Annotated in this window: 17 protein-coding genes; 5 read left to right on the forward strand and 12 right to left on the reverse strand. The window is 61.9% G+C overall.

All coding sequences use genetic code 11. From position 1 onward, the window contains the following. Positions 1–36: 36 nt before the first annotated feature. A complete protein-coding gene (locus tag EA472_RS14090) occupies positions 37–807 on the reverse strand; it encodes an IclR family transcriptional regulator (RefSeq protein WP_124192158.1) in 771 nt (256 codons plus the stop codon). Between the two features lie 1,137 nt (positions 808–1,944). Further along, positions 1,945–2,886 (reverse strand): BKACE family enzyme, encoded by a 942-nt coding sequence (locus EA472_RS14095; protein WP_124192159.1) that lies wholly within the window; start codon positions 2,884–2,886, stop codon positions 1,945–1,947. Between the two features lie 242 nt (positions 2,887–3,128). Here EA472_RS14095 and EA472_RS14100 point away from each other — a divergent pair, with 242 nt between their 5' ends. From EA472_RS14100 to EA472_RS14115, 4 genes are all read left to right on the forward strand, one after another. Continuing rightward, positions 3,129–5,153, forward strand: coding sequence for an AMP-binding protein (locus EA472_RS14100; RefSeq protein WP_124192160.1), 2,025 nt, complete (start codon positions 3,129–3,131; stop codon positions 5,151–5,153). Between the two features lie 72 nt (positions 5,154–5,225). Beyond that, positions 5,226–6,392 (forward strand): thiolase domain-containing protein, encoded by a 1,167-nt coding sequence (locus EA472_RS14105; protein ID WP_124192161.1) that lies wholly within the window; start codon positions 5,226–5,228, stop codon positions 6,390–6,392. Then, a complete protein-coding gene (locus EA472_RS14110; RefSeq protein ID WP_124192162.1) occupies positions 6,389–6,766 on the forward strand; it encodes a Zn-ribbon domain-containing OB-fold protein in 378 nt (125 codons plus the stop codon). Before EA472_RS14105 ends, EA472_RS14110 begins: the two co-directional genes overlap by 4 nt. A gap of 92 nt (positions 6,767–6,858) precedes the next feature. Next, positions 6,859–8,211 carry a glycerate kinase type-2 family protein gene (locus EA472_RS14115; RefSeq protein ID WP_124192163.1) on the forward strand — a complete coding sequence of 451 codons (1,353 nt, stop codon included), beginning with the start codon at positions 6,859–6,861 and terminating at the stop codon, positions 8,209–8,211. A gap of 65 nt (positions 8,212–8,276) precedes the next feature. Here the strand turns inward: EA472_RS14115 and EA472_RS14120 are convergent, their stop codons facing one another. Further along, positions 8,277–9,560: an MFS transporter gene (locus EA472_RS14120; protein WP_124192164.1), complete on the reverse strand. Its 1,284-nt coding sequence runs from the start codon at positions 9,558–9,560 to the stop codon at positions 8,277–8,279. Between the two features lie 1,278 nt (positions 9,561–10,838). Further along, a complete protein-coding gene (locus EA472_RS14125) occupies positions 10,839–11,585 on the reverse strand; it encodes an IclR family transcriptional regulator (RefSeq protein ID WP_124192165.1) in 747 nt (248 codons plus the stop codon). Positions 11,586–12,408: 823 nt separating this feature from the next. On the opposite strand from EA472_RS14125, the gene EA472_RS14130 reads away from it, so the two are divergent. Further along, the gene (locus tag EA472_RS14130; RefSeq protein ID WP_124192166.1) at positions 12,409–13,485 is read left to right on the forward strand and encodes a hypothetical protein; all 1,077 of its coding nucleotides are present in this window, start codon (positions 12,409–12,411) and stop codon (positions 13,483–13,485) included. A 160-nt stretch (positions 13,486–13,645) separates the two neighbouring features. On the opposite strand, the gene EA472_RS14135 is transcribed toward EA472_RS14130, so the two are convergent. From EA472_RS14135 to EA472_RS14175, 8 genes are all read right to left on the reverse strand, one after another. Further along, a complete protein-coding gene (locus EA472_RS14135; protein WP_165874896.1) occupies positions 13,646–14,482 on the reverse strand; it encodes a carbon-nitrogen hydrolase family protein in 837 nt (278 codons plus the stop codon). Between the two features lie 76 nt (positions 14,483–14,558). After that, a complete protein-coding gene (locus EA472_RS14140) occupies positions 14,559–15,350 on the reverse strand; it encodes an SDR family oxidoreductase (protein ID WP_124192168.1) in 792 nt (263 codons plus the stop codon). Positions 15,351–15,448: 98 nt separating this feature from the next. Next, positions 15,449–15,913: a hypothetical protein gene (locus EA472_RS22790; protein ID WP_207891165.1), complete on the reverse strand. Its 465-nt coding sequence runs from the start codon at positions 15,911–15,913 to the stop codon at positions 15,449–15,451. Positions 15,914–15,915: 2 nt separating this feature from the next. Then, positions 15,916–16,440: an aromatic-ring-hydroxylating dioxygenase subunit beta gene (locus tag EA472_RS14155; protein ID WP_124192169.1), complete on the reverse strand. Its 525-nt coding sequence runs from the start codon at positions 16,438–16,440 to the stop codon at positions 15,916–15,918. Next, positions 16,437–17,822, reverse strand: a complete 1,386-nt coding sequence (locus EA472_RS14160) for an aromatic ring-hydroxylating oxygenase subunit alpha (RefSeq protein ID WP_124192170.1) — start codon at positions 17,820–17,822, stop codon at positions 16,437–16,439. The genes EA472_RS14155 and EA472_RS14160 overlap by 4 nt, the downstream gene beginning before the upstream one ends. A 186-nt stretch (positions 17,823–18,008) precedes the next feature. Further along, a complete protein-coding gene (locus tag EA472_RS14165; protein ID WP_124192171.1) occupies positions 18,009–18,617 on the reverse strand; it encodes a CoxG family protein in 609 nt (202 codons plus the stop codon). Between the two features lie 91 nt (positions 18,618–18,708). Then, positions 18,709–19,716, reverse strand: coding sequence for an LLM class flavin-dependent oxidoreductase (locus EA472_RS14170; RefSeq protein WP_124192172.1), 1,008 nt, complete (start codon positions 19,714–19,716; stop codon positions 18,709–18,711). An 84-nt stretch (positions 19,717–19,800) separates the two neighbouring features. Beyond that, the gene (locus tag EA472_RS14175; RefSeq protein WP_124192173.1) at positions 19,801–20,805 is read right to left on the reverse strand and encodes an NAD(P)-dependent oxidoreductase; all 1,005 of its coding nucleotides are present in this window, start codon (positions 20,803–20,805) and stop codon (positions 19,801–19,803) included. Between the last annotated feature and the right edge of the window lie 75 nt (positions 20,806–20,880).

A 20,880-nucleotide genomic window follows, 5' to 3' on the forward strand; every position in this document is an offset into this window, starting at 1 on the left:
CGAGAGCACCTCACAGCCGCGAGACGGGTGGCCGAGTTAGGGGTACGCGATATTGATCTCCAGTTCGTTCGCCGCACCGACCAACAGATTTTGAATCTCCCGCTTGAAGTTGTCCCCGGACATGCGACCCGACGGACCGGAGATGCCGAGCGCTCCCTGGATCGCCCCACTCGGACCTTTCACCGGCACGCTGACGGTACTCAGTCCCTGTATATACTCCTCTTCCGCGAAGCCGACGCCCTTCTCGCGAATCTCCTCTAGCTCCTCGTAGAGCTCTTGTCTGGTGGTGATGGTCTCGGACGTCAGCTCCGGTAATCCTCGTGATTCGATGATCTCTTCGATCTTCCGATCGGGCGAGTGGGCCAGAATAACTTTTCCGGCGGAGGTCGCGTGCATGGGGATGCGTTTCCCCTGGTGGGAGTTGGCCCGAACGGCGGTTTCGCCGATCGCCCTGTGAACGAAGACCGCGTATCCGTGCTCTTCGACGATGAACTCCGCGCGCTCGCCGGTTTCCTGCGCTAACTGTTCGACTTTCGGCTTCGCCAGTTTGTAAACCTCGTTTCGGTTTTGTGCACAATCTGCAAGCTCGAGAAACCGCAATCCCACGTAATACAGGTCACCTTCCTGCGTAATAAACTCGTTTTTCTTCAGCGAAGAGAGATATCTGTGAGCCGTACTGTTCGCGAGATCGAGTTCGTCGGCAACTTCAGAAACCCGAGCCCCGTCCAGCTCTTTCAGCGTTTCGAGTATCCGAGCCGTGCGGTCGATCGTTTTCACGTTGCTTTGCTCGGTGGTTCTGATCGCCATATGATCCGTATTAACACGCACCATACTAAAAGTTTCTCACAGTGGGAACGCCGAGCGCCCCCTCCCTGGATCCAATCTCTGATCCGTCGAACCGTCGATCGCGCGTCCGTTGCGATCGTGTCGAGCGAGAACGGCTTCAACCGTACCGACGTCCTTTCCCGAGGTGGTGCAACGGTTCCTGGGCTCACAACGGCGTCCGCCCACCGTATGCGACCGTCGCAACGTCCCCAACCGCGTTGGTAGATCTGGTACCGCTGCGAGTTCGATATTCGACGCGGTACGCAATACCTGGGTCGCCGATCCCACCTGCCGTCGGTCGGGGACGGTCGCCTCAAGGTACCAGCGGTTGCGCGAATCTGTCGAAACCGCGAACCGGTATCGCGGCGTCAACAACTGTGTGGTGTGTATACTAATACCACTATTTAACGTTCCGCGTCGTGGAGTGCAGTAGTGGCGGTCATGCAAACTGCCAGCACGCGGTGACGCCTCTACCGACGTCTTCGCTCCGAACCTGCGGTTACGTAGCGTGAGATACCGTTGTGCAAATCGCGTCTCGCTCGCTCGTTCCCGCGATGTAGAATGATAGACTGATCGTCCGCTCGTGCGTGTGCCTTCGCGAAGAGCGATCCTGGACCCGCCGGGAACGTCCAGTGTGGGCGGTTTGGACGGACCGAAGAGCGCTCCGCCGCTAACGATTTACGCAGCCGCACCGAGTCCGAACGCGTACTGACTGCGCCTCCGAACTCTCACCGTCAGATCGTCCGATAACACCTCGAGGGTGTGTGGGATTTTTTATTCAACTTACCCTCTGGGAAAAGTAGGCTTCCAACGAGTTACACGTGTACTTTTGTAATCGAGAGTTTCAAAATTCAACATGCGGAATCTTATACTGGTTATTGGCTCCCCTCTCTCATATTGTGAGTAATTCTCATTCACTAACGGTTTATTTTACGAACAAGAACGAGAGATAACTCCTCCGTGGCCGGTAGTCGCACGGTCGAGCGAGTCGTTTCCGGGATGTGAAATTGGGACGAGGGGTCGTTCGATTACCGACGCAGGACGACCTCACCGACAGCGAAACCGTCTCGTGACGGATAACGCCGTCTGCGGATTCTCTCTGCGACCGAGGAGACGATCCTAGCCACGGATCCGCGTCCGTTCTTTCCCCTTCAACCCGAGGAACTCACGCGTTTCCGACGCGGTCGCGATCTCGCGTCCGGTCAAATTTTCCGTCAACCGTACAACCTTCTCGACGAGATCCGCGTTGCTCTTCGCCAGTTTTCCCGATTCGAGATAGAGGTTGTCTTCCAGGCCAACTCGAGCGTGACCGCCCATCTCGGCCGCCTGAATCGCTCGTGGAAACTCGTGGCGACCGGCTCCGAGGACGGAAAACGAGTACTCGTCTCCGAACAGTTTGTCCGCGATGTGGACCATGTGCGTCAGGTTTTCCACGTCCGGGCCGATGCCGCCGTGTATTCCCATGACGAACTGGAAGTGAAGCGGCGTCTCTAGTAGCCCCCGATCGACGTAGTGTTTCGCGTTGTACAGGTGGCCGACGTCGTAACACTCGAGTTCGGGCTTCGTTCCGTGCTCGTCGAAGATCGGGAGGATGGTATCGAGATCTTCGAACGTGTTGTGAAAAATCAGGTCCCGGCTCCCCTCCAGGTACTCCCGTTCCCAGTCGTGCTCGAACTCGTCGTATTTCTCGAGTATGGGGTACAACCCGAAGTTGATCGAGCCCATGTTGCAGGAAGCCATCTCGGGTTCGAGTTCGGGGACGACTTTGATCCGCTCTTCGGGTTCCATCGTCGGTGCACCTCCCGTAGTCGGCTGAACGATGACGTCACAGGCATCGTGTATTCGACTCGCGACGTCCTGGAAGAGCTCCAGATCCGTCACCGGCTCTCCCGTTTCGGGATCGCGAACGTGCAAGTGGATGATACTCGCCCCGGCCTCTGCTGCTGCGATCGCTTCTTCGGCAATTTCCTCCGGTTCGATCGGCAAGTACGGTGACATCGTCGGTACGTGTATCGCCCCGGTCACCGCACACGTGACGATCACCTTGTCAAACGAGCGCATGAACCTTCGTACTGTACGGATTCAGATAGATCTTCCGGTGGGCACGACCCCGAACCGGCGAAAAACGTCGGTGCGACCGCCGCCGACCGTCCCCGAACGGGAGCGAAAGGGGACTCGTCACGCCGTTTCGGTACCACAACAGTTAACTTATTCAGCCGCGACGTTCCGTCGAAAGACGTCTACCGCACGTACGCAAACGTGCCCGCTCGTTCCGACAGACGTCACGTTCGGTGGAACAACCAATGGAATCCGATACCAATACAGAGACGATCGATGAGTTCGACGTCGTCCACGAACCCTCGAGCGAGTTCGTCGAATCGACGAACGTCCGAGCGTTCATGGACGCACACGACATCGGGGACTACGAGGAGTTGATCGCTCGAACGACCGGCGACGTCGACGGCGTCGACGCCTCGGGGATCGACTGGTTCTGGGACGAGGTGATCGACTACCTCGACATCGAGTTTTTCGAGCCCTATAGAACCGCCCGGGACGATTCGGACGGCCCGCAGTTTACCGACTGGTACCCCGGCGGGACGATCAACGCCGCGCACAACGTCCTCGACAGACACGCAGCGACGGACAGCGCGACCCGAAACCGCGTCGCCTGCATCTGGGAGGGCGAACCCGGCGACGTTCGCGAGCTCACGTACCACGAACTCGCCCGACAGACGAACAGGGTCGCAAACGAACTCGAGGCCCGCGGCGTCGGCGTCGGCGATACGGTCGGCCTGTACATGCCGATGGTTCCCGAGGTGATCTCGATTCTCTACGGCTGCTTTTCGGTCGGAGCGATCGCGGTGCCCATCTTCTCCGGATTCGGAGTAGACGCGACCGCAACCCGCATCGAGGACAGCGAGTGCTCGATCCTGTTCACCGGCGACGGGTTCTACCGGCGTGGTCGAGAGGTCACCCTCAAAGCGACGGCCGACGACGCGATCGAACAGGCCGGGCACGTGACGGACGTGATCGTCTTCGATCGACTCGGTTCGAGCGATCCCGAGAACGACCTCGAGATTCCCTGGAACGAGTCGACCGACCACTGGTGGCACGACACCGTCTCCCGTCGTTCGTCGGATCACCGGACGGTCGAACTCCCGTCCGATCACGAGTCGATGATACTGTACTCGTCGGGGACGACCGGAACGCCGAAGGGCATCGTCCACACCCACGCGGGTGCGCTCGTCCAGGCGGCCAAGGAAGTCTACTTCGGATTCGACCACAAGCCCGGGGACCGCTTCTTCTGGGTGAGCGACATCGGCTGGATGATGGGGCCGTGGACGTTACTCGGCAACCACGCGTTCGGCGGAACCGTCTTCGTGTACGAGGGCGCGCCTGACCATCCCGAACCCGATCGGTACTGGGAGATGATCGACCGCCACGGCATCACCACGTTCGGCATCTCGCCGACGGCGATTCGATCGCTGCGCAAGCACGGGAATCAGTGGCTCGAGGGACACGACCTCTCCTCGCTGCGAATTCTCGGCTCGACGGGCGAGCCGTGGGATCCCGAATCGTGGCGGTGGTTCTACGAGCACATCGGTCGCGGGGAGTGCCCGATCATGAACATCTCCGGCGGCACCGAGATCATGGGCTGTTTTCTCATGCCGATGCCGATCCAGTCGCTCAAACCCTGCACGCTCGGGGGCCCGGGCCTGGGGATGGACGTCGACGTCGTCGATTCCTCCGGCGAGTCGGTCGCCGACGATCACGAGCGCGGATTCCTCGTCGCCCGCGATTCGTGTCCCAGCATGACGAAATCGCTTCTCGACGGCGACGACCGCTACTTAGAGGAATACTGGTCGACGTGGGACGACTGCTGGGATCACGGCGACTGGGCCCGGAAGGACCCCGACGGCTTCTGGTTCCTCCACGGGCGCGCGGACGACGCGCTCAACGTCGCCGGTCGAAAGGTCGGGCCGGCCGAAGTCGAGGGCGCGGCGATGGAACACGACGACGTCAACCAGGCCGCGGCGATCGGCGTTCCCGACGAGACGATCGGAACCGCCGTGGTTCTCTACGTCGTACTCGAACCGGGCGCTGACGAGTCCGATCGGCTCAGAGACGAGATCCGCGCCGTCGTCGGCGACGAACAGGGGAAGCCGTTTCGCCCGCGAGAGGTGCTGTTCGTCGACCAGTTCCCGAAGACCCAGTCCGGAAAGATCGTGCGGCGCGCGATCCAGACCGCGTACACCGGCGACGATCCGGGCGATATCTCGAGCATCGAGAATCCGGACGCGCTCGACGCGATCGAGGAGGCGCGATGACGGTGTCGACGAAAACGATTCGAACGACCGTCGGCGCGCGGGACGTTCTCGCGTCGGGGGCTCTGTAAACGGATGACCGACGTTCGAATCGTCGGCGCTGGTATGACTCCCTTCGGCGATCACGCCGGTCGGACGGGACGGGAGCTGTTCGGCGATGCCGCGCGACGCGCGCTCGAAGACGCGTCGCTCCCCGCGGACGCCGTCGACGAGTTGTTTTTCTCCGCGTTCGCGGGCGAACTGTCCGAGTCACAGAGCCACCAGGGCCCGCTGATGGCCTCGGCGGCCGGCGTCTCTGCCCCGGCGACGCGCGTCGAGGCCGCCTGCGCCTCCGGTGGCGCGGCCGTTCGTCAGGCGGTGACGGCCATCCGGGCCGGCGTCGCCGACGTCGTGCTCGTCGGCGGTGGCGAAAAGCTGACTCACCTCTCGACGCCCGACGCGACCGAAGCCCTGTCGCTGGCGGCCGACGAGCGGTGGGAAACCCGGATCGGAACGACGTTCCCCGGGGCCTACGCGCTGATGACCAGAGCGTACTTCGACCGATTTGGTGCCGACCGAACGGATCTCGCGCACGTGGCCGTCAAAAATCACGCGAACGCCGTCGACAACGAACTCGCCCAGTATCGCAACGAAATCACCGTCGAAGACGTTCTCGAGGCGCCGATCGTCTCGGAGCCGCTCGGACTGTTCGACTCATGTCCGCTGACCGACGGCGCGGCAGCCCTCGTTCTGGCCAGCGACGACGTCGTGCGGTCGCGGAACCTCCCCGCGTCGGTAGCGGTCGCTGGTGTCGGTCAGGCGAGCGATCGGCTCTCGCTGCAGGAACGCGACTCGCTGTGTGAAACGCCGGCGACGGAAACCGCAGCGGAACGCGCGTACGCCGCGTCGGGTATCGGACCGTCCGACGTGGATCTCGCGGAGGTACACGACTGCTTCACTATCGCGGAAGTCCTGGCGATCGAAGGCCTCGGGTTCGCGGAAAACGGCGAGGGATACGGCGCGGCCCGAGACGGAACGACCACCGCGACGGGTTCGATCCCGGTCAATCTCTCGGGTGGTCTGAAGGCGAAGGGTCACCCGGTCGGCGCGACCGGGGTTGCACAGATCGCCGAACTGGTGAAACTCCTGACCGGGGGGCACGCGAACGCGGACGCAGTCCCCGACGCGACCGTGGGGCTCGCCCACAACGCGGGCGGAACGGTCGCCTCCGCGGTCGTCACCGTCCTGGAGGTAGTCGAATGATCGGCGAAGTCGGTCTCGAGGAGTGGCTGGACGCGGTGGCTCTCGGAGACGGATACTACTACCGCTGCCCGAAGGGCCACGCGACGCTCCCTCCACGCGACTGTTGTCCGGAGTGTGGTGGGGGACTCGAACGACGGCCGCTGCCATCTCGCGGTGAACTGCGTTCGTACACCGTCTCGAACGTCTCGACGCCCGAGTACGACGATCACACGCCGCTGGGGATCGGTATCGCGACGTTCGGGCCGGTCGACGTAACCGGTCGGTTGCCGGCGGCCGAATCCGGAACGCTCGAGACGGGAACGACCGTCCGTCTGGCCGTCGAGGAACGGCCGTCGGACGGCTCTCGCGTTCCGGTCTTCCGGATCGATCGGTAGCGAACGAACGATTCGGACGCGATGTCCCAAGATTCCACGCGAGGGGTGCCGAAGCGGAGGCTTCATAGCGGTCGATCGTCGATAGGTATTGCATGGCCGACATCGAGAACCGATCGGCGCTTTCACGAACGACGGGACACGAGACGGCGCTCGCCTGTCTCGAGGCCGGCATCGAAGCCACACGTCCGGACGGCCTCGTCGCCGAACGACTCTCGCTCGAGGGCGACGAGCTCGCGATCGACGGCCTCGGTACCGGGCGAACGACGTTCGACCTCGCTCGGTACGACGACGTCGTTCTCGTCGGCGGCGGGAACGCAGCCAGCCAGCTCGCCCGCGCGCTCGAGGCGCTGCTCGGCGAGCGAATCAGCGGGGGCGCTATCGTCACGGACGATCCGGTCGAGACGGATCGAATCGACGTCTTCGCCGGCGATCATCCGGTTCCGAGCCGTCGCGGCGTCCGCAACGCCGAGCGCGTTCTCGAACTCACACGGCGCGCGACCGAAGACGATCTCGTAATCGCCTGCCTGACCGGGGGTGGGAGCGCGTTACTCCCGGCCCCGGTCGATGCGATCTCGCTTTCGGAGTTGCAAACGACGACCGATCGGCTGCTCGCGTCCGGCGCGGCGATCGACGAGATCAACGCGGTGCGAAAGCACTGTTCGCTGATCAAAGGCGGCCAGCTCGCACGCAGCGCGTCTCCCGCGACCGTCGTCGGCCTGGTGGTGAGCGACGTGGTAGGCGACGATCCCAGCGTCGTCGCGAGCGGACCGACCGTCCCGGATCCGACGACGTACGAGGACGCGATCGGCGTGCTCGAGCGGTACGATCTCGACGTCCCCGACGCCGTCCGCACCCACCTTCGAAACGGCGTCGACGGCTCAGTTCCGGAGACGCCCGGACCCGACGATCCGCTGTTCGATCGCGTTTCGACGCACGTTATCGGGAACAACCGAACCGCTCTCGACGCGGCGGCCGAGACGGCTGCCGCCCGCGGCTACGAGCCGGTCGTTCTCTCCGCTCGAGTGCGGGGTGAAGCGCGCGAGGCCGCGCTCACGCACGTCGCGATCGCGGAGGAGTGCCGGACGACGGGGGATCCGATCGCGCCGCCCGCGGTCTTCCTCTCGGGGGGTGAAACGACGGTGACGCTCGGAGAGGAGTACGGGTCGGGCGGTCCCAACCAGGAGTTCGTCTTGAGCGCCGCCGTCGAACTCGAGGATGACGGCGTCGTCGTCGCCGCGGTGGACACCGACGGAATCGACGGTGCGACCGACGCGGCCGGCGCGATCGCGGACGCGTCGTCCGTGGATACCGACGCGGGGAGAGCCGCGCTGGCGTCGAACGATTCGACGACCGCGCTGTCCGACGCGGATTCGATCGTTCGAACGGGACCGACGGGGACCAACGTCAACGACCTGCGCGTTTTCGTCGTCGACTCGAACCGGTGAGCGCTCCGTCGTCGGCTCGATACTAGCGTTCGTCTGCGCCGACACACGGCGTCCGATACGCCGCGTCAGTCGTTGCGATCCACCACGTCGGCCACCCGCGGGGAGGCCGACGAGCCTCTCGCGAGTATCACCACGGAGAGGACGGAGCCGGCCGCCGCGATCACCGCGAGGGACAGGAAAAACGCCTCCATCGAGAACTGGTTGAGGAGTAACCCACCGACCGAAATGCTCGCAGCACCCAGACCGAACATGCCGAGGTACGTGTACCCGTAGGAAAGCCCGCGGGTTTCCGCGGGAGTGTAGACGGCGACCGACTCCTGGTAGAACGGTTCGATCGCAAAGAGCGTGAATCCAAGAACGCCACAGAAGAGGAGTATCGGGAGGAGCCCCATCGACGCGACGGGGACGAACGCGACCGCGAGGAGGCCGAGCGCCACGAAAATCGCGGCGAGCCCGCGCGCGACGGGGACGCGACTCGTTAGCTTCCCCGCGACGTACTGGCCCGCCATTCCCGCGACGAGCAACCAGACGTAAAAGTAGTCCCCGAGCGAGAACTCCATCAGGTCGCCCGGCGGCGCTATCCCGTCCATCGCGGGTACCCCGTTCAGTATCTCGGGGAGGTAGGTGAGAACGCCCCTGTAGTAGAGCCCGACGACCGTCACGATCGCGAACACGAGGAGGAACGTACTCGCAAACAGCGTCCGAGAGTTCGAGACGAGTTCGGAGAGAGACAGCGTTCCGCCGGAGTCGTCGCCCCCATCGCGCTCGAGCGCGGCGGTCGGATCGAACCGAGCCCGGAATCCGTAGACGGTCGCGAGGATCCCCGGAACGGCGAGGACGAGCGCGACGTGTTGCCACTCGAGAACGAGGAGCATCGTCGCGGTGGCGAACGGCCCGAGCGCGATTCCGACGTTACCGGCGATTCCGTGCCAGGCGAACACCGTCCCTCGTTGTTCGACACCGGTACTGATCAGCGCGAGCCCTGCTGGGTGATACACGCTCGCGGTGACGCCCCAGAGCGTCAGGCTGACCGCGATCGCGTACACCGAATCGGAGAATCCGAGGAGGACGAACGAGGCGCTCATTCCGCCGAGACACGCGAGGATGAGCCGCCTGGGACCGTACCGATCGACGAGCAATCCGGCCGGTAGCGCCCCGAGCCCGAACGGGGCGTATCCCAGCGCGACGATTAGCCCGAGCAGCGCCACGGACACGTCGAATTGACCGATCCACACGACGAGAAAGATCGGGATCGCCAACTCGAACCAGTGAACGATGCCGTGGGCGATCATCGTGAACGCGGCGATGGCTCTATCGTTCTGATTCAACCCGTCCCGTGATGCGTTCATCGATAGCCGATACCTGTTGCTCTACCTACTTAGCAACTCTGATGCGTTGAAACGAGGATTCGATACGGTACGTCCGGCCGAACGATCGTGCGTGGGAAACGAGCGCTACAACACTCGTTTTCCCGGCAGGCTCGGGACGAGTCCACAGATCGGACGGGCTGGCTCTCTGTTCGCACGTCGCCGGAACCGCTCGCTTTGTATCATCCGACTGTATCCACTCTCTACCCCAAACCAATCGAATTGGCATATATGATAATAACACTATATTTAGTGTCGGGCGAAACTACCGCAGATCAAACACGGCTCGGATCGACTCGGTTCACGTTCCCGAAGAGCTGTGATCGCTTTCACGGTAGAAGAGAGAAATTTCCTGCGATGGCCGCATATAGAGCCGATTTTCCCGTGCGACGAAACCAACGTCGCGATCGTGTCCAAAAGCGACCCTTTCAATACGTCTGCGACTAACTCGGGAAAACAAGCGTAGTGTGGGAGGACAGATCGATACAATATTACAATTTCGGTCTTATTATTGTACGAACGTGTCTTTCACAACCGTGTCCTCCGCTGTTCTGGACTCGTTGTGAATAGTTCGACACTCCGTGACGCGTTATAATATGCCTAAGTTATATGATGGCCTAATCATATGGCATATGATAAATAATGGGATTTATGATGCGGCGTGTGCCCCGTCCATCTCAGAAACGTCGACAGGGAACGTACGTCGATGCGTCAGTCCCACTGGTCGATCAATGATTTCCCGCTCACCAACCACGAGTCGCCGCGGGGCGGCGTCCTCGATCCCTGTGTCCGGCGTCCTGGCTATTGCTCGCGCGATCGTCGTTCTCGAACCTGGTTGAGTCTCCGACGACACGAGTCGTCGTGATTTCGCGTCCCCCCTCATCCCGTGGCTCCTCTGCCAACAAAATTACAGCAGTACTCTCGTAAACGACGGAAACCGTCGATTGCGAACGACCGCGGATTGCGTGGCGTTCCGGCCGGCGACGCTGTCTCCATCAGCGACGACGGCATTCCACTGACAACCGTACTGCTGTAATCTTTCCTTTCGGTCGAGTACAGCGACCCCCCGACGCACCGTGTGGTACGTTCCCGGCGGATTCGCCGCGGCTGTCGGATCTACTCGGACTCGAGCGTGCTGTAACCGGCGCTGGGTGTGTTTCGCCGCGCGTGATCCGACAGAGACAAATTCGAGGACGAGCGAACCCGAAAACTCGAGGTCCGTTGGACGACGACGGCGACTTCGAACGGGGTCAGTCGCAGCTACTTGTAGGTGAGGTTCACTCCGATTTCGTTCGTCGTGCCGAGCAAGAGATCCGAAAGTTCGTTTTCGACGAAATCGCCTTTGAGGCGGTGCGTCGGTCCGGCGATGCTGAGCGCTCCGTAGACGCGTCCCGTGTTGTCGATGATGGGTGCGCCGATGGCGTTGACGCCTTTGACGTAGTGTTCCGTGTTGAGTGCGATCCCGTCGCTTCTGATCGTATCGAGCGTTTCGATGAGGGTTTCACGGTCACTGAACGCTGACTCCGGGCCGAATTCGTAGCCGTCGATGATCTCGCTGCGACGCGGTTCGGGGAGGTTTGCGAGGATCGCTCGTCCGCCGGCAAGATCGATCAGTTCCGCCTGCTTTCCGACGTAGGTGTCGGTCTGGATCGCGTGTTCACCGCTGCCCCCACAGAGGTAGATCGCCTTTCCGTTTTCTTCGGTAATGCACCAGACCTGTTCGTCCGTCTTCTCGGAGAGCTCGTCCACTTTGACCTTCGCGATGTCGTACAGCTCGCGCCCGTTTCGCGCGATCATCCCGTAATCGAGGAATCTGAGACCCAGGCTGTACCGTCCGTTCTCTTTGACGACGAAATCGTGCTTTTCCAGCGTCGACAGGTGGACGTGAACGCTGCTTTTTGGAAGATCCACGGCCTTGGCCAGCTCCGTTACCCCGGCCTCCTCCCGCTGCTTTAGGGCCTCCATGATCGTAAAGAGGCGTTCGTCCGATTTCACCGTCTTGCTCATACGCTAGTCATGGAACACCACCCTCATAAAATTGTTCACTCACATCGAACGATTTACCGATATCGTCTCTCTTCGAGGTCGATCACTGTGAACCGTTATGGCGACTTTCAGCATTTGTTCCGGAGAAATTCACCGGAGTGCTCGCCCCTATCGGAACTGCACCCCTCGTCCGATATTTGCTACACGGTAACGAACATCATTCAATGACGGAGCGTAAACGGCGATTCGTTCAACGAGAGTGAACGCCCGCTAGTACCGGTCGACCGCAGCCGAGACCACCTATCGTATCTACTACGCGAAATAGTGGAACATCGGCCGAATTTCGTCGCCCGCTCGAAATACCGAGGAACAGGTATTCTATCCGGTTTCTGCACGGGGCGGACCGGATTACAATTTCGAATTTTCCGCCGATATCAGCAATCGACATCGGACCGGCAAGTCTTGCTGTCGTCCTCGTACAGAGGTATCGATCGTTGCACTGTCGGCTCGACCCGAGGTCTGTTACGGCCAGTGTACGTATCCGATCGAGCACTCGTACTGTCTTTGGCCACGGAAATACGCGGAAAACTTCGGATAGAAGCCCTGAAGGTTGCCGTTAGCTATGGAAATTATTTATCTCAATCCACGTCGACAATCGGTTAGTTCTCTCTTCTTTCGGCACCTACTCTGTGTACCAAAGATCGACGCGTTGGGGACCGTCCGTTCACTCTCATTGAACGCAGTGGGTGCGTCAGATCGGCGATTCCATTCCAAATACCCCCGGTAGATACCGTCTTACGACAGGTTCCGAAGGGAATATATGGGGCGAAGCGAATGCCGTAGTATGGCGAAAACGATACCACAGCTAACGGAGCTTTTTAAGCGAGAGCTCGAGATGTGTGACGTCACGCCCGACGAGACCGTCCTGGTCGTCAGTCAGGCAGAATCCCGCGAACCGTACATCGAGGCGTTCAAAAACGCCGCCGAGGTTATCGGTTCGACGGTCTCTCACCTCGAGCTTCCCGGACTCAAACACCCCATGTTTCCCTACGGCGGAAGTCCCGACTCGATGCCGCTCAGCGACGTCGACGAGCACATCCAGAACGATCCCGCCGCACGCGGAGCCCTGGAGAACTCCGACTTCGTCGTCGACCTCACCGCGGAGGGGTTAATCCACACGAAAGCGCGTACGCTCACGCTCGAAAACGGCGCTCGAATGATCTCCTGTTGGGAACCTGCGTCCATCCTCGAGCAGATGTTCCCGCGCGAAGATCTCCGAGAGCGAGTCGAAACCGCCGAACAGATGGTTATCGACGCCGACGAGATGCGCGTCACCTCGAAGGCCGGCACGGACGTCACCGTCGAAGTCGGTCAGGATCCGCCGACGGTTCCACAGTACGGGTACACCGACGAACCCGGCCGCTGGGACCACTTCGTCAGCGGCTTCATCGCGTTCTACCCGGTCGACGGCTCGCAGAACGGGAAAATCGTTCTCGACGCCGGCGACGTGATCCTCCCGCTGCGACGGTACGTCGACAACCCGATCGAGTTCACGCTCGAAGACGGTTTCATCACCGATATCGACGGCGACGGTGCCGACTGTGCGCTGATCGAAAGTTACCTCGAGATGTGGGACGACGAGGATGCCTACGCCGCCTCGCACTTCGGGTGGGGAATGGACGAAACCGCTTCCTGGGAGAACATCGCCGCGTACGCGACGACCGGCGTCGACGCACGCGGAACGAACAATCGTTCGCAGATCGGGAACTTCATGTGGTCGACCGGTCCGAATCGGTTCGTCGGTCGGGACACGAGAGCTCATCTTGACTTCCCAATGCGTAACTGTACCGTCTCCCTCGACGGCGAGGTCGTCGTCGAAGACGGCGACGTCGTCGATTCGCGACTGACGCCGAATCGGTAACGCCGGTTCCCGCCCACGAGGGCGACGCTCATCTCACCTTTTGCGTCGCGGCCGATCGGCGCCGGTTCGCAGTTCTCGAGCAGCGGCTACCGCGAGTGGTGGAACTGCCGTCGAGACGAATCGACGCCGGAGAACGTGCCGGCGCGATCGATGCGATTGGTTACGAATCCGGCCAGTCGTAGGCGTCGGGCCGACGCTGGGGCAGCGTCGGCACCTTCTCACGCACCTCTTCGATCCGGCTCAGATCGAGGTCGGCGGTAATCACGCGCTCGCCGTCCGACGCCTTGTTCGTCACCGTTCCCCACGGATCTGCGACGAGACTTCGGCCGTACGTCCACGCTCCGCCGGGCTTTTGCTTGCACGTCCCCGGCGCGACGACGAAGTACTGGTTTTCGATCGCCCGGCTACACAGGAGGTGGTCCCAGTGGTCCTTCCCGGTGTGGAGGGTGAACATCGCCGGGACAAGTACCACGTCGGCACCCTCGAGGCCGAGGATCCGGAACAGCTCGGGGTATCGCACGTCGAAACAGATCGTCATCCCGACGTCGACGCCGTTGACGTCCGCGATGACGATGTCGTCGCCCCCGCGCTCGACGTTGTCGCCGGTGTAGGCGTTGCCCCCGACGTTGGCGTTGAAGATGTGCATCTTCTCGTACGTTTCCTGCACCTCGCCGTCCGGATCGATCAAGACGCTCACGTTCCGGAGGAGGTCGTCGTCGTCGACTTCCATCTTGATCGAACCCGCGACGACGTGGACGCCGAGATCGGACGCCGCATCCTGGAGTTTCGGAAGCGTCGGACCGTCCATCGTCTCTGCGTGGGCTTTCTTTTCCTCGTCCGTTCCGGTGAAGTTGAAATTTTCCGGAAGGACGATCAGCTCGGGGTCGTCCTCGGCCGCTTCGTAGATATACTCCAGCGCCTTTTCGACGTTGTGCTCCCGGTCGCCGGTCACCTGCATCTGGACCAGCGACACCCGAAAGTCGGTATCCCGTACCATACTACTGTGGTACGAGGGCGACACCATAAACGCTGTGTTGGAAGGTCGGTCTCCGAACCGAGACCGTACCCGCCGATTACAAGTTCGACTTGCTCGAGCCGCCGTCGACGGGAATCGCCGCGCCGTTGATGTAACTCGCGTGATCAGAACAGAGGAACGCGATCGTCTCGCCGAGTTCGCGAGGCTCGCCCATCCTGTTCAGGGGAACGCTCTCGGACCGGGCTCCGATCCCCTCCTCGTAGCTGTCGTACCTGCCTTTCTCGACTTCGTGTTCGATCTGCTCTTCGATGCGTGCTGTTTCGTACGGGCCGGGCATGACCGCATTCGCGCGCACTTCGGGGGCGAGTTCCTGCGAAAGGGTCTTTTCGAGACCGATGACGCTCATTCGAACCGAGTTCGAGAGCAGCAGCATCGGAATCGCCTCTTTGACGGTTTTCGACGTGATCGAGACGATCGATCCGCCGTCCCCTTCTTTCAGGTGGGGAGCGGCTTCGCGGACGAGGCGAACGACGCTCATCACGAGCAGATCGTAGGCCTGATACCAGTCCTCGTCGCTCGTCTCGAGGAACGACCCCGGTGCGGGGCCGCCCGCGTTCGTCACGAGGTGGTCCAGCCCGCCGAACTCCTCGACTGCCGTCTCGACCATCGCCTCGATGTCGTCGTACTCGGTCAAATCACCCTGGCAGCCGACGACCTCCGCGTCGGTCGCCGCGTTCAGCTCCGACACCGCTTCGTCTAGCTTGTCTTCGTCGCGCCCGTTGATGACCACGTTGACGCCGTTCTCCGCGAGCGCTTTGGCCGCTGCTTTGCCGAGCCCGCTGCTCGAAGCCGAAACCAGTGCACTGTTGCCGCTGATATCCATCTGCATCGTCCTCACGTTCGCATCCAGTACCAAAAAGGATGGTGTCTCGGTCCGACGTTCGGGTCGAACGGTCACGGATCGCTCGATAGCGGATCCCGGGCCGATCAGTGTTCGTCTTCCGGCCCGTACGGATCCTCGAGCAGCGAGGAGAATTCGTCGACGTCCTGACGAGCGATGCTCTCGAGGTGTGCGACGCTCAGACGGATCGAAAAGCCGAGCTTCGGACTCTCGAGGGCGAGCGCGTCGCCGTTTTCCGTAACGACTCTGGTGAACGTGACCTGTGCGAACTCGTTTGCGATCTGAACCGGTTTGTCGCTCTCTACGACGTCGGCGTCAGAAACGGACTCCCGGCCGACGGGGAGTTCGAACGGAAAGTCGGCCGGATCCTGCCAGGCGATCGACTCGAGCGCCAGCGGATCGAGGCGGATTCGGTCGCCGTCTTCGTCGTCGATCTCGAGTCGGGACCCCTTCGGGGTGTGAATCCGACAGACCGTGACCGTCCGCGAGCCGTCGGTGATCTCTAGGGGATCGTCGCGTTCGATGTGTCTCTCTCGATCGCTGTCACTCATGATCAGAGGAACTCCGAGAGGTTCTGGGTTCCCATTACGGTCTGGTCGAGGAGGACGCGCCGGTCCGCCAGTTTGAGGTAGCCGTCCTCTCGGCGGAGAGTATCGACGCGTTCGCCGGAGATGAACGTCGGCTCCGCCTCCTCGCCCCGGAGGCGAAGCAACAACATGTTGTTACGCTCGCGAACCTCGTCGCCGTCGACCGACTCGATGCGCACGTTCGTCACGAACCGACGCGTCCGGGACGGCGGGTTCTCCGCCCAGGCGTAGTCCTTCTCGTATCGCGCGATCCGCGCTTCGAACGAGTCGATGTCCTCCTGAAGGTGGAAACTCTTCTCGCTGAACACCGGGACGTCGTCGCCCGCTTCCCGGGTGATCCGTCGCGGAACCTCGTAGCTGATGTCGTCCGTGAGGAGGTCGAGCCACTCGTCGAGGTCGCGATTGTCGAGGAGATCGGCCTCGTACGCGAGAAACGTCCGAACCTCTTCGAGGAGTTCACGGCGTTCCTGGGTTGGCTTGACGTAGCTCATTCTGCTCCCTCCGGAAGCGGTTCCTTCGTGATTTCTTCCTGCCAGCGGCGGTGGAACCAGCGACCGTACCCTTCCTGGTAGTGGTTGTTGTAACAGACGCCCGGACCCGGCCACTCGTCGTGGATCTCGGTGTTGCTCATGTTGCCGAGCCCCATCTCGTAGCTCGTCTCGACGCCCTGTCTCTTGGCGACGGTCGATCCCGCAGCCTCGGTGATCCCGTCCCAGACCGCGAGATCGTCTTGCTCCCAGTTGCCCGCCGGCGTGAACGAACTGAGCGCGACGTTGTTGATCTTCCGTTTTTGCTCTTCGGGTGCGTCTTTCGGAACGAGCACCCACGACCAGAGTTCGGTTTCGCCAGGCGCTCGAGGCTGCCACTGGCGGAGACAGAGGAAGCCGCTGTCGTTGCTTCCGGTTCCCTTGCCGACCTGGATGAACGAGAGGTTCGGGAAGATCGTTCCGATGTTGACGACGGACCGGCGAGCGAGGTCGTACTGCTCCTGGCTGATGTTCTCCGCCGAGAAGCAGTCGTGGATCTCCTCGTCGTAGCCGTAAAACGGCGAGTAGTCCTCGCCGATCATCCCCGCCGCAAAGGAGTGGCCCATCTCGGGTAACTCCTCGAAGTGCGTGTGAACGCGCTCTGCGAGCCCGCCGTAGGGACCCTCGTCCCAGTGCCAGATCTCGGAGATCAGCCCGCCTTCGATCGCCGACTGGTGGGTCGTCGAGATGTGGTAGTCGTCTCCACCGAAGTTCTCACAGGGCTGCTTCCAGTCGACCGGCAGCACGTAGCGGTACGGTTCCCCGTAGACCTCCATGCCGTTGGTGGGGAATTTGAAGTTCATGTCGATGTACCACTTCATATCCCCGAGATGCTCCTCGAGCGAGGGGGAGTCGGGGTTCATCGTCGCGAAGACGAGTCCAGCGTAGCTGTCGACTTTCGCCGGCTTCGGCAGCTTCCACTCGTCGGGATCGATCTCCTTGTACGCCTCGTGTTTGAACGTGACCCCGACTAGCTCTCCCTTGTTGTTGTACGTCCACCCGTGGTAGGGACACCGGAAGTGGGAGGTGTTACCCTGCTCGGCGCGACAGAGCTTGGTGCCGCGGTGTCCGCAGCTGTCGAACAGCACCTGAACGTTCCCGTCCTCGTCTCGCGTGAAGATGAACGGATCGGAGCCGCCGATGTACCGCCGCGCGTAATCACCAGGCTCGGGAATCTCGGATTCGTGTCCGATGAAGACCCAGTTGTCGTTGAACACTCGGTCCTGTTCGAGTTCGAACACTGCCTCGTCGTTGCGCAACCGGATCGGGTATCTCCCGTCCATGAGGGACTGATCGAGCTGTTCGATCATTTCCTTGGTTTCGGTCGAGAGGTTTGTTGCTGCCATCTCAACTGATCCTAGCAGGCAGTAATAAAAAATCCTTATGCTCTTGTCGGCTCCGGGGAATTCCTCTCTCTGTTCAGCGCCATCCCAGCGGCCGTAACCGTCGTCGAATCGTTCGGAGCCGTCCGAGTTACAAGGAGTCGACGGTCACCCGCCGAAAAAACTGCTGGCGATCGAGCGCGCCGTGAGTTACTTGAAGAGACTTCGGACGCGATTCCGGTATCCATCCGACTGCGATTCGTCCGATTCCGGCTGGAGTCGCGACTCGAGGTCGCTGAAGAAGCGGTTGACGACCCTGTTCGCGACGGGCGTGATCAGCCGCTGTCCCATCCGCGCCAGCCTGCCGAAGACGTCCGTTTCGGTCCACCAGTCGATACGAACGCCGGTTTCGGTTTCGTGGAGTTCCATTCCCGACTCCATCTCGAACGAACTGTCGCTGGCCGATCCCTCGCCGGCCGCGTTCATGACCGGGAACTCCCGGTCGGTGATCGTGACGATCGTCTCGAAGGAGGGTTTGACGCTTCCGACGCCGAGTTCGATCAGAGCCGCGTACTGGCCTCCGTCCTCGAACGCTCGCTCGGCGACGACTTCGGGATCGGCGTTCGGTAACAAGTCCTCTTCGTCCGGGCCGTCGTCCGCCTGGGCGGCGAGCTCGTCGAAATCGGGGTCATCGCCGTCGACCTGAACGAGAAACTGACAGCCCGGCAACGCTGCCTCGATCATCCTCGGATCCGAGAGTGCGAGCCAGGCTTCTTCGATGCTGACGTCCTCCAGTTCGAACGAACCATTGAACTCCATCTGACGAATCGAACTGGGGTTGCGCCCGGTAAAAATATTGCTATACCGCGGTTCTTCACCCCTGAATCACGACGGCGATCCGCTCTCCCGATCAGAAACTCGGCATAACCTCGTCGCGAACGGTCTCGATGAACCGTTCCTGGTCGGGACTCGCGCTGTGGAAGACGACCCGGTCGAAGCCGGCATCGTTCCACTCGTCGACGATGTCGATCAGATCGGCGGGATCAGTGGTGATCGTGAACGAGTCCGCGAGCTGCTCTTCGCCGACGAGATCGCCGTGTTTCTGGAGGTAGCGGGGATCGGAAACCGCGTGTTCGAACATCATCGGGAGCAATAGGACGCGCCAGGGCTTGATCGAGCGCATCGCTTCGTTTTCGGTTTCGCCGTACGAGACGAGGACGTTGACCGATCGTTCGATTTCGTCCGGATCCTCGTTGTGTGCGGACTTCTCGACGCCCCGTTCGATGCCCGGGAACAGGTCCCCGGCGAGCGACTCCGGATCGGCCTCCGGAACGGTGAACAGCCCGTCCCCGAGATCCCCGGCCATCCGCGCCGACATCGGGCCGTTCGCCGCGACGTGGATCGGCGGCGCTTCGTTCGGCCCGTTGTACAGGTGTGCGGAGTTAAGCTGCCAGAAGTTTCCGTCGAAGTCGACGTAGTCCTCCTCGAAAAGTTTCCGTACGATGCGAATCGCCTCCGCGGTGCGCCGAGCCCGCTCACCGTACTCCGGCCATGGAAATCCGAGCGGATCCTCGTTCAACGGCGCGCCGGTTCCGATACCGAAGACGAGCCGATCGGGGTACAGCTCCGCGATCGTCGCCATGTGGTGTGCGAGGTTCGCGGGGTGATGGCGGTTCAGTACCGCGGTTACCCCCGGCCCGATCGTGATATCATCCGTCCGCTCCAGCGCGACCGGCATCCACGTCCAGCAGTCGCCCCCGTTCGCCTCGGATCCGTCCCCGACGCGGTCGAACCAGGGGTGGAAGTGGTCGTTCACCCAGACGCTCTCGAAGCCAGCCTCCTCTGCCAGCACGGTCTGTTCGAGACACTCCGCCGGAGAGAACTGCTCCAGCGACGCGTACAGGCCAATATCTACCATCGTCCTCGATTTGGGACGCCCCCTAGTTATAGTTTGGCGACCCGACGATGTCGCGTGGTATCGTCCGTTCCCCGTCCGACCGTCTCACGGGGAATCGTACGTTCCACGACCGACGGTGAATCCCTCTTCGTGTTTGATCACCTCCGGATTGACGACGTGTCGGAGCCGCTTGCCACACAGCGCGCGGCTGATCTCGTCGCGTCCCATCTCGATCGCGCGTTCGGTGGTCTCGACCGTGTCGCCGCCGTGGTGGGGCGAACAGACGATCCCCTCACACGAGAGCACCGCCCCCTCCGGCGGCTCCGTCTCGAAGACGTCCAACCCCGCTCCTGCGAGTCTGTCCTCCGTGACTGCCGCGACGAGCGCGTCCTCGTCGACGACCGGCCCGCGGGCCGTGTTGATCAGGATTGCATCGTCGTCGAGTCGCTCGAGCGCCTGCTCGTCGAACAGGTGGTGCGTTTCCGCGGTTAGCTGGCAGTGGATACTCACCGCGTCGGCTCGCGACAGGAGTTCGTCGAACCCGACGCGCTCGACGCCCAGTCGATCGAAGAGGTCGCTCGGAACGTACGGATCGAAGGCGATCACTTCGAGGCCGAGCGCCGCCGCCTTCTCCGCGAACGTCCGCCCGACCTGACCGAAGCCGACGATCCCGACCGTTTCGCCCGCGACCGACCTGACGTACGTCCGGTCTCCCCATCCCGGTTCGGAGCGCATCTGGCGATCGCAGTAGGCGACGTCACGGGCGACCGCGAGCAACAGCGCGATCGCGTGTTCGGCCAGCTCGTCGTTCATGTATCCCCTGAGCGCGGAGACGGCCACCCCGAGTCGGTTCGCGGCCGCGACGTCGATCGTGTCGTACCCTGCGCCGTTTCGAAACGCCAGTCGGAGGTCGGTCGCCGACTCGAGCATCGGCGCCGTCACCGGCGTCGTCGTCGTCACTACGACGGTCGCGTCGCGACACTCTTCGATTCGGTCGGCCTCGGTCTCGGCGTCGCTCTCGCGGACCGTACCGCCCGCGTCGCGAATCGCTTCGGCGTACGGTTTGCGCGTTCCGAACCGTCTGTCCAGGAAGAGTACAGTTTCGGCCATACACGCTCGTCTCACTGCGAGACGTTAACGCCACCGGCTCGGCGGTCCGTTCCGACGGTCGACTGCGGCCATCGT

The organism is Natrarchaeobius oligotrophus, from assembly GCF_003841465.1.
GTDB classification, from domain to species: domain Archaea; phylum Halobacteriota; class Halobacteria; order Halobacteriales; family Natrialbaceae; genus Natrarchaeobius; species Natrarchaeobius oligotrophus.

Coding starts and splice junctions, on each gene's coding strand:
- EA472_RS14090 (WP_124192158.1), bottom strand. CDS start 807: ATGGCGATCAGAACCACCGAGCAAAGCAACGTGAAAACGATCGACCGC.
- EA472_RS14095 (WP_124192159.1), bottom strand. CDS start 2,886: ATGCGCTCGTTTGACAAGGTGATCGTCACGTGTGCGGTGACCGGGGCG.
- EA472_RS14100 (WP_124192160.1), top strand. CDS start 3,129: ATGGAATCCGATACCAATACAGAGACGATCGATGAGTTCGACGTCGTC.
- EA472_RS14105 (WP_124192161.1), top strand. CDS start 5,226: ATGACCGACGTTCGAATCGTCGGCGCTGGTATGACTCCCTTCGGCGAT.
- EA472_RS14110 (WP_124192162.1), top strand. CDS start 6,389: ATGATCGGCGAAGTCGGTCTCGAGGAGTGGCTGGACGCGGTGGCTCTC.
- EA472_RS14115 (WP_124192163.1), top strand. CDS start 6,859: ATGGCCGACATCGAGAACCGATCGGCGCTTTCACGAACGACGGGACAC.
- EA472_RS14120 (WP_124192164.1), bottom strand. CDS start 9,560: ATGAACGCATCACGGGACGGGTTGAATCAGAACGATAGAGCCATCGCC.
- EA472_RS14125 (WP_124192165.1), bottom strand. CDS start 11,585: ATGAGCAAGACGGTGAAATCGGACGAACGCCTCTTTACGATCATGGAG.
- EA472_RS14130 (WP_124192166.1), top strand. CDS start 12,409: ATGGCGAAAACGATACCACAGCTAACGGAGCTTTTTAAGCGAGAGCTC.
- EA472_RS14135 (WP_165874896.1), bottom strand. CDS start 14,482: ATGGTACGGGATACCGACTTTCGGGTGTCGCTGGTCCAGATGCAGGTG.
- EA472_RS14140 (WP_124192168.1), bottom strand. CDS start 15,350: ATGCAGATGGATATCAGCGGCAACAGTGCACTGGTTTCGGCTTCGAGC.
- EA472_RS22790 (WP_207891165.1), bottom strand. CDS start 15,913: ATGAGTGACAGCGATCGAGAGAGACACATCGAACGCGACGATCCCCTA.
- EA472_RS14155 (WP_124192169.1), bottom strand. CDS start 16,440: ATGAGCTACGTCAAGCCAACCCAGGAACGCCGTGAACTCCTCGAAGAG.
- EA472_RS14160 (WP_124192170.1), bottom strand. CDS start 17,822: ATGGCAGCAACAAACCTCTCGACCGAAACCAAGGAAATGATCGAACAG.
- EA472_RS14165 (WP_124192171.1), bottom strand. CDS start 18,617: ATGGAGTTCAATGGTTCGTTCGAACTGGAGGACGTCAGCATCGAAGAA.
- EA472_RS14170 (WP_124192172.1), bottom strand. CDS start 19,716: ATGGTAGATATTGGCCTGTACGCGTCGCTGGAGCAGTTCTCTCCGGCG.
- EA472_RS14175 (WP_124192173.1), bottom strand. CDS start 20,805: ATGGCCGAAACTGTACTCTTCCTGGACAGACGGTTCGGAACGCGCAAA.